Genomic DNA, 15565 nt, shown 5'->3' on the forward strand with positions numbered 1-15565 from the left:
GATCGATAGCTCAAAGAGCAGCGATACCGGCGCGGGCGATCTGAGCGTCTTCGGGTGCTTTCACGCCGGACACGCCGACAGCACCAATCACTTGACCGTCCACCACGATTGGCTCGCCGCCCTCCAGTGGTGTGATGGGCATGGACAGAGCGGCAAAGCGACCATTGTTGACCATGTCTTCAAAGACCTTGCTGGGTTTGCCACCGCCCAGCACGCAGGTTTGCGCTTTTGCCGGGGCAACCTGGGCGCTCATCAGGGGAGCGCCATCCATGCGTTGCATCCACAGCGCATGACCGCCCGCGTCGCAAATGGCGATGCTGACGGCCCAGTTGTTTTTCAGTGCTTCTTGCTCGGCTGCAGCGGCCATTTTTTTGACATCGGTCAGGGTCAGTGCTTTTGTGTCTCTCATGTCCATTTCCTTTAAGAAAAGCGTTAATCGCTAGGGGATAAAACCAGAATTGCGCGAAAATCGTTGACATTGGTCAGGGTCGGACCCGTAACCAAGGCATCGTCCAGGGCTTCAAAAAAGCCGTGACCATCATTATTGTCCAGACTGGCCCTGGGGCGTATACCTTGTTGCCAGGCACGCTCCAATGTGTCGGGACCGCAGAAGGCACCGGCAATCTCTTCCTGGCCATCTACCCCGTCAGTATCGCCTGCCAGACCATAAATGTCGGCTGCGCCGTTCAAGGCGATCGCCGTGGACAGCAGAAACTCCACATTGCGACCGCCACGGCCCTGGCCACGCAAGGTCACGGTGGTTTCTCCGCCAGAGAGCAGGACGCAGGGAGCCTGGGCGGGTTGCCCGTGTTTGGCCACGCTCAGGGCAATGCCGGCCATGACCTTGCCGACCTCGCGGGCCTCGCCCTCAATGCTGTCGCCCAACAGGACCGGGTGGACACCGCTGGCCTGGGCGACCCGAGCGGCAGCCTGCAAAGCCAGTTGCGGCGTGGCTACCAGATGGGTGGTGACATGAGCCAGGCGAGGGTCATCGGGTTTGATGGTTTCGCCTTCGCCGCTTTCCAGCCGGGCACGGGCAGCGGCAGGGATGTCAATACCATAGCGCTGAATGATGTCCAGCGCTTGTGCGCAGGTGGTGGGATCGGCCACCGTGGGGCCCGACGCGATGTCCATGGGCTGGTCGCCCGGGACATCCGAAATGAGCAGGTTCAGGACACGGGCAGGCGCACAGGCCGCCGCCAGACGCCCCCCTTTGATGGCCGACAGGTGGCGACGCACCGTGTTCATCTCACCAATCGAGGCGCCCGATTTCAGCAAGGCCTTATTGATGGCTTGCTTGTCGGCCAAGGTAATGCCTTCTCCGGCTAAAGGCAGCAGAGACGAACCGCCGCCGGAAATAAGACAGATCACCAGGTCATCTTCAGTGAGATTGCTGACTGTTCGCAAAATTTCGCGGGCGGCATCTTCGCCAGCCTGGTCAGGCACAGGGTGAGACGCTTCCAAAATGGTGATGTGGTCGCAGGGTACGCTGTAGCCGTAGCGGGTGACGACCACGCCGCTGATGGGGCCTTTGTCCCAGTGACGCTCCAGCGCCTGGGCCATCGCTGCCGATGCCTTGCCGGCGCCAATCACAATGGTGCGTCCTTTAGGAGCATCGGGCAGGTAGGGCGGGATGCAGTGTTCGGGTTGAGCCGCGTTGACGGCAGCCTGAAACATTTTGCTGAGTAAGTCTTGTGGCTCGATCTTCATGGGTCAATCCTAAGGCAGAGCGATGGCAACTGACCATCTTACCGCGCTACAACACGCCTTCATGAGATCACTGGGACTTGCTGCCCCCCTGGGGAGTGCAAGCTGTCCTGGTGAGGTCCGGCGGTAAAAAAAGCGGGCTGCAGCCCGCTTGCTGGAGGCCACGCCTGTGCTGGTCTGGGGCATGCAGCAAACCAGCACGGGCGGGAACCCCCTTGAACCGGTCTTATTGACCAATCTCGTAGTTGGCCATGATCTCCAGGGCCCGGACCATCGCGGAGTGGTCCTGTGCAGCGCCACCGTGCGCGGCGCAGGTGTTGAACAACTCCTGTGCGGTAGCGGTGTTGGGCAGAGCCACGCCTAGCTGACGCGCGGTGGTCAGGGCCAGGTTCAGGTCTTTCTGGTGCAATTCGATGCGAAAGCCCGGGTCAAACGTGCGCTTGACCATGCGCTCGCCGTGAACTTCCAGAATGCGCGAGTTGGCAAAACCGCCCATCAGGGCCTCACGGACCTTGCCAGCATCGGCACCAGCCTTGGAGGCCAGCAACAGGGCTTCGCCCACGGCTTCAATGGTCAGGGCCACGATGATCTGGTTGGCAACTTTGGTGATTTGACCGTCGCCGTAGCCACCCACCAGGGTGATGTTCTTGCCCATCAGTTCGAACAGCGGCTTGACCTTGTCGAAGGCTTCCTGCTTGCCACCGACCATGATGGTCAGGGAGCCGGCCTTGGCGCCGACTTCCCCGCCAGAGACGGGAGCGTCCAGGTACTCGCCGCCCAGCTTGACGATGCGTTCGGCAAAGTCCTTGGTGGCGACCGGGGAAATGGAGCTCATGTCCACCACGATCTTGCCAGCGCTCAGGCCCGCGGCCACGCCGTTTTCACCAAACAGGGCATCTTCCACGTGGGGGGTATCGGGAACCATGGTGATGATGATGTCAGCCTGGCGGGTGACTTCGGCGCCATTCTCGCAAACGGTAGCGCCTGCTTCCTTGACGCTTTTGGGGAAGTCGCCACGGGTGTAGGCGAACAGTTCATGACCGCCTTTGATCAAGTTGACCGCCATGGGTGCGCCCATGATGCCCAAACCAATAAAACCGATTTTAGCCATTGTGTAATCTCCTAATAATTATCTGCAGGTATCCGACGATCAGGCGGTGACTTCTGTCAGCTCCGTCATCCAGCCCAGGCCATCCTTGGTCACGCCAGCGGGCTTGTACTCGCCGCCGATCCAGCCTTGATAGCCGATGCTGTCGATGTACTTGAACAGCCAGGCGTAGTTGATCTCGCCCGTACCCGGTTCGTTGCGACCGGGGTTATCTGCAATCTGAATGTGTGCGATCTTGTCCAGGTGCTTTTTCAGTGTGTTGGCCAGCTCGCCTTCCATGCGCTGGGCGTGGTAGACGTCGTACTGAATGAACAGATTGTCCGAACCGACGTCCTGCAACAGAGCCGCAGCCTGTTCGGTGCGATTCAGGTAGAAACCGGGGATGTCGAAGGTGTTGATGGGTTCAACCAGCAGACGCAGACCAGCGTCTTTCAGCTTGGCTGCCGCAAACTGCAGGTTGCTGACCAGCGTTTTGTGGGCCACTTCGCGATCAGCGCCGTCGGCCAGTTTGCCGGCCAGGCAGTTCACCTGTTTGCAGCCCAGCGCGGTGGCGTATTCGATGGCACGGCCAACGCCGTCCTGGAATTCGCCCACACGCTCGGGCAGGATTGCAATGCCGCGCTCGCCGCCGTCCCAGTCGCCCGCAGGCAGGTTGTGCAACACCTGGGTCAGACCGTGTTGTTGCAGTTTGTCAGCCAGCTGCTGTTTGTCGTAGGCGTAGGGGAACAGGTACTCCACTCCCTTGAAACCGGCTTGGGCCGCTGCCTGGAAGCGATCCAGGAAGTCGTGCTCGTTAAACAGCATGGTCAGGTTGGCGGCAAATTTTGGCATAGTGCTACTCCGTTTTTTAAATCAGCAATCAGTCCATCAGCGAGATGGCGGTGGGGGCGTCAATACCCGCTTCGGCCAGGGATTCGAACTCTGTCACATTGTGCAGTTCGGTGCCCATGGCAATGTTGGTGACGCGCTCCAGGATCAGTTCAATCACAACCGGCACGCTGAATTCTTTCATCCATGCACGAGCCTGTTCAATGGCAGGCTGAATGTCTTCGGGTTTGTGGACGCGGATGGCCTTGCAACCCAGACCTTCCACCACGGTGATGTGATCCACACCATAACCTTCGGTTTCAGGGGCATTGATATTGTCAAAGGCCAGTTGCACACAATAGTCCATCTCAAAGCCGCGTTGTGCCTGACGAATCAGACCCAGGTAGGCGTTGTTGACCAGAATGTGCAGGTAAGGCAGCTTGAATTGTGCGCCCACGGCCAGCTCTTCAATCATGAACTGGAAGTCGTAGTCGCCCGAAATGGCCACCACTTCACGGCCTGGGTCAGCCGCAACCACACCCAAAGCGGCAGGAATGGTCCAGCCCAGCGGGCCTGCCTGACCGCAGTTGATCCAGTGGCGTGGCTTGTACACGTGCAGGAACTGGGCGGCGGCAATCTGCGACAGACCAATGGTGCTGACGTAGGTGGTGGAGGGGCCAAAGGCACGGTTCATCTCTTCGTAAACGCGCTGCGGCTTCAAGGGCACATTGTCAAAGCTGGTCTTGCGCTGCAAGGTGGCTTTACGTTTCTGGCATTCTGCAACCCATGCGGCGCGGTCACGCAACTTGCCGGCAGCCTTGTACTCTTTGGCCACTTCAATAAACAGTTTCAGCGCAGCACCGGCGTCCGAGGCAATGCCCAGGTCCGGACCGAACACACGCCCGATCTGGGTGGGTTCAATATCCACGTGCACGAACTTGCGGCCTTCGGTGTAGACGTCAACCGAACCGGTATGGCGGTTGGCCCAGCGGTTGCCGATACCAAATACAAAGTCCGATGCCAGCAAGGTCTGGTTGCCGTAGCGGTGCGAGGTTTGCAGTCCGACCATACCTGCCATCAGCGGGTGATCGTCAGCCACGGTGCCCCAGCCCATCAGGGTCGGGATGACCGGCACATTGACCAGTTCAGCAAATTCTTGCAGCAGCTCGGAGGCGTTGGCGTTGATGACACCACCACCGGAGACGATCAGCGGACGCTCGGAAGCGTTCAGCAGTTCGATGGCTTTTTCAGCCTGAGCGCGGGTGGCCGTCGGTTTGTACGCTTCCAGGGGCGAGTAGGTGTCCAGATCGAATTCGATCTCGGCCATCTGCACGTCGATAGGCATATCAATCAGCACAGGACCGGGGCGGCCCGAGCGCATGATGTGAAAGGCTTGCTGGAACACACGCGGGATCAGATCGGGTTCGCGAACGGTCACTGCCCACTTGGTCACGGGTTTGGCAATGGATTCGATGTCCACAGCCTGGAAATCCTCTTTGTACAGGCGGGCGCGAGGGGCCTGGCCGGTAATGCACAGAATCGGGATCGAGTCAGCCGATGCGGAGTACAGACCGGTAATCATGTCTGTGCCAGCGGGGCCGGATGTGCCGATGCACACGCCGATATTGCCGGGATTGGCACGGGTAAAACCTTCGGCCATGTGGGAGGCACCTTCCACGTGGCGGGCGAGAATGTGATCAAAGCCACCTTCTTTGCGCAACGCGGAGTAGAAGGGGTTGATGGCGGCGCCGGGCACGCCAAATACGGTGCTCACGCCTTCTTTACGTAAAATTGCGGCGGCGGCGTCCACTGCTCTCATTCGAGCCATTGATATCTCCTAGATCATCGTTTGACGAAATTCACAACTCGATAATAAGGAGTGATAGACCTGCCTAGAAATGGTGGTACGATTGTTTCTATCGATACTTGGAGTATTGAATGAGCCGTTACACCGAAATTAGAAGTTTTGCGTTGGTCGCTGAAAAAGGCAGTTTTGCGGCTGCTTCCGTGGTTGAGGGCGTGACTCCCGTGGTCATGGGCCGTCGCCTGGATGCACTGGAGCAGCGTCTGGGCGTACGTTTGATGCACCGTTCCACTCGTGGCCTGACCCTGACGGATTTGGGCGAACAATTTCTGGAGCAATGCAAGCAGATCCTGAAGGACTTTGAGGAGGCGGAGGCCAGCATCAGCGCCCAGCGCAAGGTGGTGCGTGGGCACCTGGTGGTATCGGCTCCGGCGGCCTTTGGACGGCGCCATGTAGCCCCGCATGCCTTGTCCTTTAAAAAACGCTATCCCGAACTGAAGCTGTCCTTTAACTTTACGGACAGCGTGGTCGATCTGGTGCGCGAAGGCTATGACATGGCCTTGCGGATTGGCGAGGTCACCGACCCCAATTACGTGGCGGTGCGCTTGTATCCGAACCGTCGGGTAGTGTGTGGTACGCCCGGGTATTTTGAGCGCCACGGCGTGCCGCGTGTGCCCGAGGACCTGGCGCGTCACAATTGTCTGGCGTTCAATTTGCAGGGCGGGCAGCAGCGGGGCTGGACCTTTTTGCGTGATGGCCGGCCTTTTGCGGTACGAGTCGATGGAGACCTCGATTGCAATGACGGTGAGCTGCTTTTTAACTGGGTCAAGCAGGGCTGGGGCATAGGCTGGCGGTCCACTTGGGAGATCCAGCCCGAACTCAAGCGAGGCGAGCTGGTCACCGTGCTTAATGAGTTCGAAGTCCCCAGCTATGACATTCAGGCGGTGTATCAGCAGCAACGCTATTTGCCCGCCAAGGTGCGGCGCTTTATCGATTACCTGCGAGTCATCTACAACACGCCAGGCTACTGGGATGGCGAGGTGCAGTTCTAGACGGGGGCTGTTTTCTGATGAAAAAACCGCTGTGAGAAGCGGTTTTTTCTTGTCTCCTGCTTAGAAATGCCATTCCACCTGTACGGTCGGAGCGCTGGTTTTAATACCGGGCTTCAGGTTGCCGTTCGCCATGTAGCGGTTGCCGAATTTGTTGTGCCAGTATTCATAGCCAATGCCCACCCACAGGGTGTTTTTCTTGTCGAAGGCCACTTTGCCTACGTCCGCCATCAGGGAGGTACGCACCAGGACTTCAGACTTGGTGCTGATCCCGGCGTAGTCATGGCCTTTGGGGCTGGCATAGTTGGCAAAACCCTGGAACTTCAGCGGCAAGGCGCCTACCTCGAAAGGCAGGTTCCAGTTCAGACTAGCCATGAACTGAGGGTCAAACGAGCGGCGGCTATCGGGGCAGGCTGGTGCTCCCAGGCCGCAGTGGTTCCATTCTTTACCGATCATCAGGCTGAGATCGACAAAGCCGCGGGGCACATCAAACTTGAAGGTCGGGCCCAGCACCAGCAGACGCTTACGAGGTGCAAAGGCGGTGTTCTTGGTGTTCAGATCAAAGCCTGCCGTGATGGCTACGTCCTTGACCGGTCCAAAGCCCAGGTCCTTGTCGAACACTTTGCCCATGGAAAGCTGGTGGCGGTAGGTCGCGTAGAACTCGGTGGCGCCATTGCTGCCATTTCCGCTGGACGGGTCGTAGCGGTCGGACTGCAAAACATCCAGATTAAAAAAGTTCTGTCCCAGGCTGTAGCCGTTGACGTGCGTCAGGCTCAGGATGTGCTTCTGGATAGTCCGATCGTTCATGGGCTCGGTGTATTGCGTGCTGAAGCGATAGCCCAGGAACGTGTCGCTCCAGTCTGCGGCCAGAGCAGTGCCCGATAGCAGGGGGGCGGCCAGCAATGTGCATGCCCAACGGGCGGCGGGGCGTCGATGTTTCATGGTGTCTCCTCTTTGTTTGAGCGCAAGCAGGCCCTTGGGATCTGATGTCCCTTTCGGCCTGAGGCTTTGGTTTTTGGATAGGGGGTGCTACTGACTGTGCTTAGATTAATTATGGACAGTCGATACTTTTCCGTATGTACTGCGGAAATTTGAGTAAGCGCCCGTTTCAGGTCGGGCGCTTACTCGAAAAGGAGGGCGGCTTAGCCGTTTTGTGCGGCCAGATGGTTGCTGCTGTCTTCGGTCGTTTCGGCTGCGTCGGCCTGCTTGCGGGCCTGGGTGGCGGCAGTGGATTCGACCGTGTGGCCCTGATCTGCGTATTTCTGAACACCGTTGAAAAACAGATTCAGCACGATGGCAGAGACGGCGGCCAACAGGATTCCGCTGTGCAGCAGGGGAGCCAGAGCGGGAGGCATCTTGTCCAGCAGGTGCTCGGCGACCAGGGGAATCATGCCAAAGCCCAGGCTGATGGCCACGATGTAGGGGTTGTAGGGGTTGCGATTCAGGTTGGCAGACATCAGGATCTTGATGCCGGTGGCAGCCACCATGCCAAACATCACGATGCCGGCGCCACCCAGAACGTAGTTGGGGATGGAAGCCACGACAAAGGCCATTTTGGGAAACAGGCCCAGTATGATCAGGAAAGCACCGCCCATGACGCATACCCAGCGGCTGCGTACGCCGGTCACGCTGACCAGCCCAACGTTTTGCGAGAAGGAGCTGTGTGGAAAGGTGTTCATGATGCCACCGACCAGCGTACCCAGCCCATCAGTGCGCAGGCCACGCACCAGCGCTTCACGGTCAGTAGGACGGCCACAGATGGAACCCAGTGCCAGGAACATGCCCAGGGATTCAACCATGATGACCACCATGATCAGTGACAATACTGCCGCCGCGCCCAGCAGTGCCCAACTGAATGTGGGAACCCCGAAGTGAAAGGGCGTCACCACGGCAAACCAGCTGGTCTGATCCAGGCCATCGAAGGTGATGCGACCCATGGCCAGTGAAACGAAAAAGCCCGCAAGCAGCCCAATCAGCACCGCTACGTTTGCCAGAAAGCCGCGTGCGAACTTGGTGATCAGCAAGATGACGGTCAGTACCATCAAAGCAATGGCCAGGTTCTCCAACGAGCCGTATTCAGGGTTGGGCATGGACAGGCCAGTGGCTGGGTCAGTAATCGTTGGAGAGCCGCCGCCGATCCAGTTCAGGCCCACACGCATCAGCGTCACGCCAATGACGGTAATGATGATGCCAGTCACAACGGGCGGAAAAAGCCCCATCAGACGGCTGAATACCGGGGCGATCACAATGCTGAAGATACCGGCCAGGATGGTGGCACCGAAAATGCCCGGCAGACCCAGTTGAGGGTCCAGGCCAATGGCAATCATGGGGCTGACTGCCGCAAAAGACACTCCCATCATCACCGGCAGCTTGATGCCGAAGATACCCAAGCCGCGAGCCTGGATGATGGTAATCAGGCCACAGCACAGCAGGTCAGCATTAATCAGGAATGCGATCTGTTCTTTGGTCAGGCCCAGGGCGGCGCCAATAATCAGGGGGACAGCAACTGCACCTGCGTACATCACCATGACGTGCTGTAAACCAAGGGTTGCCAGGCGCGCCGTTGGCAGGCGCTCGTCTACACCGTCGCAAGCAGTGGGTGTGGACACTTCTGGGTTGGCGGACATCCGGGTCTCCTTATTTAATACGTTATGCGCAGCCGATGCCTGGGCCGCGTAAGCATAAAGTTATCGGATGGGCGGTATCACTGGAAGGCGGTACGGCTTGATAAGTAGAATACGTAAAAACATATGGCAGGCTGATCGGTGCAAGGGTGAAAGGATATAAGCCCGGTAGACGGGGGGCTGTGTTCACGCCGTAGTCGAGTCTATTCCTGCTTTTTTCAGGTGTTTTTCGCTGCTAGGGGTATTGCCCACCTAGTTCAGCGTCAAAAACTGTGTTAGAAGCCGCCAAATTACTGATTCGTGCCAGCTTGTCGCGGGATAACGAGGCTGATGAAAAAAAAGCGGCTTGCCAGCCGCTTTGGGAAATTCGCTTATTTGTCCGACCACAGGACACCGGCTGTGGCCCAGTTCTCGCGCTTGACGTCGGTAAAGACAATATCAACCGCCTCTGGTGAACAGCCAAGCACGCGACAGGCTTCTTTGGTCAGGGCCTGAGCAAGTTCACGCTTGATTTCCACTGGACGGCCGTCGAATAGTTGTATGTTGATAGAAGGCATAAAGACTCCGTAAGGGGGATGGATTAGCGGCAAAAATCCGGCTCGCTCTGGTAGAGCTTGCGCAGCAGAGCCGGCCATTCTAGCAAGCCCTCGGGCTCGTTCCCCGGTAAAAGCTGGCGATGTGTCAAATCCAGCACATCCTTCGGGGGCAGATGCAGTTGCGGGCTGGCTGCCATGGCCGAAAGCTGAATGCGGCAGGCGCGCTCCAGAGCATCCATCAAGACATAGGCTTCGGCAACGGTGCGCCCACAAGTCAGGGCGCCGTGATTACGAAGCAGCAGGGCCGGATGGGCACCTAGCTGCTGCAGCAGGGCTTCTTGCTCCTGAGGCGGGAAGGCCAGTCCAGCATAGTCGTGATAGCCGATGTCTTGCCAGAAGCGCATGGCGTGCTGTGACAGGGGCAGAAGTCCGCAGGGCAGCGCTGATACGGCGATGGAGGCGTCGGTGTGCAGATGGATGACACAGTGTGCATCCGCACGGGCGCGGTGAACCGCGCCATGAATGGCAAAACCACTGGGATTGGCACGGCGACCGGTTCCGTCCGCGACCTGCCCTTGCGTGTCAATCAGCAATAAATTGGACGCGCAGATTTCCGCAAAGCGCAAACCAAAAGGATTGATCAGGAACAGCCCATCCTGGCCCGGCAGACGCAGAGACAGGTGGGTGTAGATAAGGTCGTCCCAGCCCTGGCGGGCGGCCAGCCGGTAAGCAGCGGCCAGATTGACACGAGCGCGCCAATGCTCGGGGTCAATATCTGCCGGACGATGCGCGTAAATGGGCGCTAGGTCCGGCGTGATCGGACAGGACTGGCTCACGCTGCGGTGGTCTCCAATTCCGCGATGATGGCTTTTTCTTCCAATTGGATGACATCGCAGTTGTCACCCGGGCCTTTACGGTCGATGACGATGAAATCGGCGACCTGATTCAATGCCATCAGCGGGTGGTGCCACACGCCGGTTGCATAGTTCACACCCTGATCGCCGCGGGCCAGAAACAGGCGCAATTCGCTGGCTTTGGGGGCGGGACCGGCGGGGGCCACGATGACCAGGTAGGGTTGGCCCGACTGGGGGATGAAGGCTTGGCTGCCTTTGGGATGACGTTCCATCATCTCCACGGTAAAGGGCAGGCTGCGCGGCTGGCCGCGAAAAATCGAAACGATGGCTCGACCGTCCGTGCCGGGGTCAATGTTGGCCAGGTCGTGGTAGCGCTCGGTATTGCCTTCGTTGATGGTGAAATGCTGCACCGTGTCGCTCGCCTCGATAACGTCGCCAAACGGGGCGAAGGCATCAGCGGTCAGGGTTTCCAGCTTCAATGTGATGGTCATGGCAGATCCTCGATGAGGCAAAGCTGCGCGGTGTGACAAGCAGCCCCGCGCAGGCAAGGTCAGAGCAAACAAAGGGCAGCGTGCCGCAGGCTGTCGCTGCCCTGATAATCTTGTTGGATCAATGCGTGATCCGGCAGGCTTCAGGTTCAGGCCAGCAGCGCGTCCAGACGGAAGCGGGCGATCTTGCCGATTTCGGTCAGGCAGGTCTGGAACTCGGTTTCAGCGCTGTTGTTCAGACGCGCTTGAACCGTGTCCATGATCTGGTAGCGGCTCAGTCCTTTGACAGCGATGACAAAGGGAAAGCCAAAGCGTTCGCGGTACTGTGCATTCAGACTGCGCAGGCGAGCCAGCTCCTCGGCTGAGCACTGGTCCAGGCCGGCGCCACGCTGCTCACCCGTTGACGCCGTGGTCAACGTGCCTTGCTCGGCTTCTTTGCCCGCCAGTTCGGGGTGAGCACAGATCAGGTTTTTCTGTTCCTCGTAAGAGGCTTGTTCGACCACATGCACCATGCAGGCATGCAGTTGATCCACGCTCTCAAAGGGACGTTGGTTCCAGCTACGCTCAGGGACCCAAGGGGAGTGTTCAAAAATACCTTCGAGCTTGTCCACAAATTGGCTCTGGTCCAGGCTGGAGAGTTCAGCCAGCGCCTGGGAGGTGGTGAGGGTTTGAGTAGTCATGTGTCAGTCCGATTGTCTAAGCGTAAAGAATGCGAGCCGAGCCGACTCCAGGGCCAGGCCTGGGAGCCGTTGTATCAAGGGTAGTGGGGAGGCGTTTACATGGTTTGCTTGTTTTAATCAAACCCTTATAAACCACCGCCAGGGGGGGCTATGATTTTCTTATGTGGGACCAGTTTAAGTTTTCTGCTTATAAATAAAATAGAATTAGGCGTATAAATGATATATGCCATCTCGTATTGTGCATGTATGTCATTATCATGCTGGAAAAAAGCGTAAGAAGGAGAGACCAGGATGGCCGCCCGACGTGGGGATAACCCGCTTGATACCTATCTTTTGAGGGTGTTTTGCCTACTCGTTACCGAGCGCAGTGTCTCGCGTACCGCGTTCAAAATGAACCAGTCGCAGCCTGCTATCAGTGCGGCTCTACGACGCTTGCGCGACATTATTGGCGATCCATTGCTGGTTCGTGAGAAAGGCGGCATGGTGCCTACCGAGCGTGCCATCAGTCTGCTGGCTCACGCCAAGGGCGCTTTGGCTGAAATTGATTGCATGGTCAATGCGCCGGACAGTTTCGACCCGCAGGTCAGCCGTAGCGAATTTCATATCGGCGCGCCGGATTACCTGGCGCCTGTTTTTATTGGTGGGGTCGTCGAGCGTCTGCGCCGGGAAGCACCGGGCGCACGCCTGAATTTGCATTCCCTGGATGCCAGTTTCGATTTTGAGCGTTCGCTGGCTGAAGGGGATCTGGATATGGTCATCGGCAACTGGCCCGAGCCGCCCGATCGCATGCACTTGTCGGTGCTGTTGGAAGATCAGATCGTCTGTCTGGTCGCGGCGACCCACCCTTTGGCGCGCAAGGGCCTGACCCTGGACGATTATGTGCGTGCACGCCATGTGGTGCCCATGCCGTATTCCATCAATCAGCGCGGTGTCATCGACACTACCTTGTCGGCTCTGCGCATTCAGCGTGATGAGAGTGTCGTGGTGCAGTCTTTTTCGGCAGCACCGTATTTGCTACAGAATACAGACTTGGTGTTTACCACTTCGCGCCACTTTGCCGAGTTCTATTGCCGCCTGCTGCCCCTGGCAATTCTGGAGGCTCCGCTGGAGTTCCCGCCCATGCGGTTTTATCAGCTCTGGCATGAACGCAACCGGCACTCGCCCAGTCATCGCTGGTTGCGCCGGCTCTTGACCGAGTGCGGCAATCAACTGGCTTCTACCGAACCGTTGCCCCAACCCGATTCCTGAGCGTCAATCCCGCAAAATACTTGCTTTCGGGCTCGCGCTCGGGCAAATTAGCGAGCTACTCCTGCCTATGCGAAAGTGATACGGAACTTGACGGAAATTGTTGCACTTAATGCGACTGGTCACGGACACAATCCGGAAGGCAGGTTGATAATAATGTAGTTCCTAACCTTGCAGGGTGTTACGCGGTGTCTTTACCTCAGATGGGGGAATCCTTTACCTGGTTGTATATCTGTGTCGTGGCTTTTATGGTCGGCGGGCTGATTGTAGCCTCCGAACGTTGGCACGGCCGCTTGACCGGGGACAGCGACCTGAGCAAGCCCCAGGCTTCCCATTCCCGCCCCACACCCCGCGTGGGGGGGCTGGCGGTGGTGGCCGGCAGTTTGGCCGGTTTGCTGGTGCTGGGTCCGAGCAATATGACCTTGACCTGGTTGTGGCCGGTTTTGTTTCTGGCCGCCATGCCGGTGTTTGTGGCGGGTCTGGTCGAGGACATCACCAAGGATGTGGGTTCCCTCAAGCGCTTGCTGGCCGCCTTTTTGTCGGCAGCCATCGCCTGGTGGCTGCTTGGCGGAGTCTCGCGTGTGGGGGTCAGTTGGGCAGATTGGGTACTGGGTTTTTGGCCCATTTCCTTGCTCTTTACCATGATCGCTGTCGGTGGCTGTACACATGCCCTCAATATTATTGACGGGATGAATGGCCTGGCCGGCATGATTGCCACCTTGATGGCCTTGTCCTTGGCGCTGGTAGCCTTGCAGGTGCAAGACATTCCGATTTTTCTGATTGCCGCCTCGTTGGCCTCGGCCACCTTGGGATTTCTGGTCTGGAATTTTCCCTTCGGGCGCGTTTTTCTGGGCGATGGCGGGGCGTACTTCCTGGGCTTCATGCTGGCCGAATTGGCTGTCCAGCTCGTTGTGCGCAATCCCAGCGTATCGCCCTTCTATGCCCTGGCGGTATTGTTTTACCCTGTTTTTGAAACCCTGTTTTCGATTTGGCGCCGGCGTTTCAAACGCGGTGTGCCCGTGGATCAGCCCGATGCCTTGCACTTGCATCAACTGGTGTTTCGCCGTCTGGTGCGCTCCACGTTCAGTCGTGACAGTGGCGGGGCCTTGCCCGCGTTTTGTAACGCCATGACCTCGCCTTACCTGTGGGTGCTGGCTTTGATCGGTTTGGTTCCGGCAACGATCTGGTGGGACAATACCTGGGCCTTGTGCGCCAGCATGTTGGCCTTTTCACTCGTTTATATCTGGCTCTATTCCCGTCTAGTTTCGTGGCGTCGCCCCTCCTGGTTGCTGCTGCCCTCGGTAAGGCGGCGGGCAGACCGGGACTAATACTGTTAGGCGTTCAAGATTATTCCTTGCGCATAGCGCTAACTGGAGAATGAAGTTGCAACTTGAGAATGTGAAACTGGCCGTAGTCGGCTTGGGATATGTCGGTTTGCCTTTGGCAGTGGAGTTTGGCAAAAAGCGTTCCGTTATTGGGTTTGACATTAACGCGCGTCGTGTCGCCGAACTCAAGGAAGGGGTGGATCGCACCTTGGAAGTCGAGAGCGAAGAGCTGGCCCAGGCCACCGGCCTGAGTTATTCCTGCGAGGCCGATGAGTTGGCCCAGGCCAATGTGTTCATCGTGACCGTGCCCACGCCCATTGATGAGTTCAAGCAGCCTGACCTGACCCCCTTGGTTCGAGCTTCTGAAACCATCGGTAAAGTGCTCAAGCGTGGTGATATTGTCATTTACGAATCGACGGTGTATCCGGGCGCGACCGAAGAAGTGTGCGTGCCCGTGCTCGAACAGGTATCGGGCCTGCGCTTTAATGAAGATTTTTATGCCGGTTACAGCCCTGAGCGGATCAACCCGGGTGACAAGGAACATCGCGTCTCCACGATCAAAAAAGTGACCTCCGGCTCGACCCCCGAGGTTGCAGATCTGGTCGATGCCCTGTACCGCGAGATTATTGTTGTCGGTACCTTCAAGGCCAGCTCCATTCGTGTGGCAGAGGCTGCCAAGGTGATCGAGAACACCCAGCGCGACGTGAACATTGCGCTGATCAACGAATTGGCCCTGATTTTCAACCGTCTGGGCATTGATACCCTGGACGTGCTGGAGGCGGCCGGCACCAAGTGGAACTTCCTGCCGTTTCGTCCCGGTCTGGTTGGCGGTCACTGCATTGGTGTGGACCCGTATTACCTCACCCATAAGGCTCAGGCTATTGGCTACCATCCCGAGATCATTCTGGCTGGCCGCCGTCTGAACGACTCCATGGGCGGCTATGTAGCGTCCCAACTGGTCAAAGCCATGACCAAGCGCCGCATTCAGGTGCAAGGCTCTCGCGTGTTGCTGCTCGGCTTGGCTTTCAAGGAAAATTGCCCGGATCTGCGCAACACCCGTATCGTCGATATCGTGCATGAGCTCAAGCAATACGATGTTCATGTGGATGTCTATGATCCATGGGTTGATCCGCAAGAGGCAGAGCACGAATACGGCATTACCCCAATCGAGACTCCCCAGGCAGGCGAGTATGACGGGGTGATTGTGGCTGTGGCCCACAACCAGTTCAAGGAACTGGGTATTGAAGGGGTGCGCCAGTGGGGCAAGCCCGAACATGTGCTCTACGACTTGAAGTATGTGTTTGATCGCGACCAGTCCGATCTGCGCCTTTAATTTTG

General features: G+C 57.9%; 15 protein-coding genes. 4 read left to right on the forward strand and 11 right to left on the reverse strand.

Annotation, left to right across the window (positions count from 1 at the left end):
• Positions 1-10 precede the first annotated feature (10 nt).
• From ACOZ42_RS02485 to gcl, 5 genes are all read right to left on the reverse strand, one after another.
• Complete coding sequence (locus ACOZ42_RS02485; protein WP_003803889.1) at positions 11-409, reverse strand: GlcG/HbpS family heme-binding protein; 399 nt, start codon at positions 407-409, stop codon at positions 11-13.
• A 23-nt stretch (positions 410-432) separates the two neighbouring features.
• Positions 433-1710, reverse strand: a complete 1278-nt coding sequence (locus ACOZ42_RS02490) for a glycerate kinase type-2 family protein (protein WP_131071278.1) — start codon at positions 1708-1710, stop codon at positions 433-435.
• A 223-nt stretch (positions 1711-1933) separates the two neighbouring features.
• Positions 1934-2818 carry a 2-hydroxy-3-oxopropionate reductase gene (locus ACOZ42_RS02495; RefSeq protein WP_003803882.1) on the reverse strand — a complete coding sequence of 295 codons (885 nt, stop codon included), beginning with the start codon at positions 2816-2818 and terminating at the stop codon, positions 1934-1936.
• A gap of 39 nt (positions 2819-2857) precedes the next feature.
• The gene (gene hyi, locus ACOZ42_RS02500; RefSeq protein WP_131071279.1) at positions 2858-3646 is read right to left on the reverse strand and encodes a hydroxypyruvate isomerase; all 789 of its coding nucleotides are present in this window, start codon (positions 3644-3646) and stop codon (positions 2858-2860) included.
• Positions 3647-3674: 28 nt separating this feature from the next.
• A complete protein-coding gene (gene gcl / locus ACOZ42_RS02505; protein ID WP_003803878.1) occupies positions 3675-5450 on the reverse strand; it encodes a glyoxylate carboligase in 1776 nt (591 codons plus the stop codon).
• A 110-nt stretch (positions 5451-5560) separates the two neighbouring features.
• Here gcl and ACOZ42_RS02510 point away from each other — a divergent pair, with 110 nt between their 5' ends.
• Entirely contained in the window at positions 5561-6478 is a 918-nt protein-coding gene (locus ACOZ42_RS02510; protein WP_003803877.1) for a LysR family transcriptional regulator, read from the forward strand.
• A 60-nt stretch (positions 6479-6538) separates the two neighbouring features.
• Here ACOZ42_RS02510 and ACOZ42_RS02515 read toward each other — a convergent pair whose 3' ends face one another.
• The 6 genes from ACOZ42_RS02515 to uraD form a co-directional block, all read right to left on the reverse strand.
• The gene (locus tag ACOZ42_RS02515) at positions 6539-7417 is read right to left on the reverse strand and encodes a hypothetical protein (protein ID WP_003803868.1); all 879 of its coding nucleotides are present in this window, start codon (positions 7415-7417) and stop codon (positions 6539-6541) included.
• Positions 7418-7617: 200 nt separating this feature from the next.
• The gene (locus ACOZ42_RS02520; protein ID WP_003803867.1) at positions 7618-9102 is read right to left on the reverse strand and encodes a nucleobase:cation symporter-2 family protein; all 1485 of its coding nucleotides are present in this window, start codon (positions 9100-9102) and stop codon (positions 7618-7620) included.
• A gap of 368 nt (positions 9103-9470) precedes the next feature.
• Positions 9471-9656 carry a 4-oxalocrotonate tautomerase gene (locus ACOZ42_RS02525; protein WP_426345519.1) on the reverse strand — a complete coding sequence of 62 codons (186 nt, stop codon included), beginning with the start codon at positions 9654-9656 and terminating at the stop codon, positions 9471-9473.
• Between the two features lie 23 nt (positions 9657-9679).
• Complete coding sequence (locus tag ACOZ42_RS02530; RefSeq protein WP_415302146.1) at positions 9680-10471, reverse strand: class II aldolase/adducin family protein; 792 nt, start codon at positions 10469-10471, stop codon at positions 9680-9682.
• Positions 10468-10980, reverse strand: coding sequence for an ureidoglycolate lyase (locus ACOZ42_RS02535; RefSeq protein WP_003803858.1), 513 nt, complete (start codon positions 10978-10980; stop codon positions 10468-10470). Before ACOZ42_RS02535 ends, ACOZ42_RS02530 begins: the two co-directional genes overlap by 4 nt.
• A gap of 146 nt (positions 10981-11126) precedes the next feature.
• Entirely contained in the window at positions 11127-11657 is a 531-nt protein-coding gene (gene uraD, locus ACOZ42_RS02540) for a 2-oxo-4-hydroxy-4-carboxy-5-ureidoimidazoline decarboxylase (protein WP_003803856.1), read from the reverse strand.
• A gap of 291 nt (positions 11658-11948) precedes the next feature.
• Here uraD and ACOZ42_RS02545 point away from each other — a divergent pair, with 291 nt between their 5' ends.
• The 3 genes from ACOZ42_RS02545 to tviB all read left to right on the forward strand — a co-directional run bounded on the left by ACOZ42_RS02545 (position 11949) and on the right by tviB (position 15560).
• Positions 11949-12905 (forward strand): LysR family transcriptional regulator, encoded by a 957-nt coding sequence (locus ACOZ42_RS02545; protein ID WP_003803852.1) that lies wholly within the window; start codon positions 11949-11951, stop codon positions 12903-12905.
• A 200-nt stretch (positions 12906-13105) separates the two neighbouring features.
• Entirely contained in the window at positions 13106-14230 is a 1125-nt protein-coding gene (locus ACOZ42_RS02550; RefSeq protein WP_003803851.1) for an MraY family glycosyltransferase, read from the forward strand.
• A 55-nt stretch (positions 14231-14285) separates the two neighbouring features.
• The gene (gene tviB / locus ACOZ42_RS02555; RefSeq protein ID WP_003803850.1) at positions 14286-15560 is read left to right on the forward strand and encodes a Vi polysaccharide biosynthesis UDP-N-acetylglucosamine C-6 dehydrogenase TviB; all 1275 of its coding nucleotides are present in this window, start codon (positions 14286-14288) and stop codon (positions 15558-15560) included.
• The last annotated feature ends 5 nt before the right edge of the window (positions 15561-15565 follow it).

It is taken from the genome of Alcaligenes sp. HNGD-HTN06, assembly GCF_049932565.1.
GTDB classification, from domain to species: domain Bacteria; phylum Pseudomonadota; class Gammaproteobacteria; order Burkholderiales; family Burkholderiaceae_B; genus Alcaligenes; species Alcaligenes ammonioxydans.

What these genes read in the sequence shown, in the direction of transcription:
- ACOZ42_RS02485 (WP_003803889.1), bottom strand. Translation starts at nt 409, where the DNA reads ATGAGAGACACAAAAGCACTGACCCTGACCGATGTCAAAAAAATGGCC.
- ACOZ42_RS02490 (WP_131071278.1), bottom strand. Translation starts at nt 1,710, where the DNA reads ATGAAGATCGAGCCACAAGACTTACTCAGCAAAATGTTTCAGGCTGCC.
- ACOZ42_RS02495 (WP_003803882.1), bottom strand. Translation starts at nt 2,818, where the DNA reads ATGGCTAAAATCGGTTTTATTGGTTTGGGCATCATGGGCGCACCCATG.
- hyi (WP_131071279.1), bottom strand. Translation starts at nt 3,646, where the DNA reads ATGCCAAAATTTGCCGCCAACCTGACCATGCTGTTTAACGAGCACGAC.
- gcl (WP_003803878.1), bottom strand. Translation starts at nt 5,450, where the DNA reads ATGGCTCGAATGAGAGCAGTGGACGCCGCCGCCGCAATTTTACGTAAA.
- ACOZ42_RS02510 (WP_003803877.1), top strand. Translation starts at nt 5,561, where the DNA reads ATGAGCCGTTACACCGAAATTAGAAGTTTTGCGTTGGTCGCTGAAAAA.
- ACOZ42_RS02515 (WP_003803868.1), bottom strand. Translation starts at nt 7,417, where the DNA reads ATGAAACATCGACGCCCCGCCGCCCGTTGGGCATGCACATTGCTGGCC.
- ACOZ42_RS02520 (WP_003803867.1), bottom strand. Translation starts at nt 9,102, where the DNA reads ATGTCCGCCAACCCAGAAGTGTCCACACCCACTGCTTGCGACGGTGTA.
- ACOZ42_RS02525 (WP_426345519.1), bottom strand. Translation starts at nt 9,656, where the DNA reads ATGCCTTCTATCAACATACAACTATTCGACGGCCGTCCAGTGGAAATC.
- ACOZ42_RS02535 (WP_003803858.1), bottom strand. Translation starts at nt 10,980, where the DNA reads ATGACCATCACATTGAAGCTGGAAACCCTGACCGCTGATGCCTTCGCC.
- uraD (WP_003803856.1), bottom strand. Translation starts at nt 11,657, where the DNA reads ATGACTACTCAAACCCTCACCACCTCCCAGGCGCTGGCTGAACTCTCC.
- ACOZ42_RS02545 (WP_003803852.1), top strand. Translation starts at nt 11,949, where the DNA reads ATGGCCGCCCGACGTGGGGATAACCCGCTTGATACCTATCTTTTGAGG.
- ACOZ42_RS02550 (WP_003803851.1), top strand. Translation starts at nt 13,106, where the DNA reads ATGGGGGAATCCTTTACCTGGTTGTATATCTGTGTCGTGGCTTTTATG.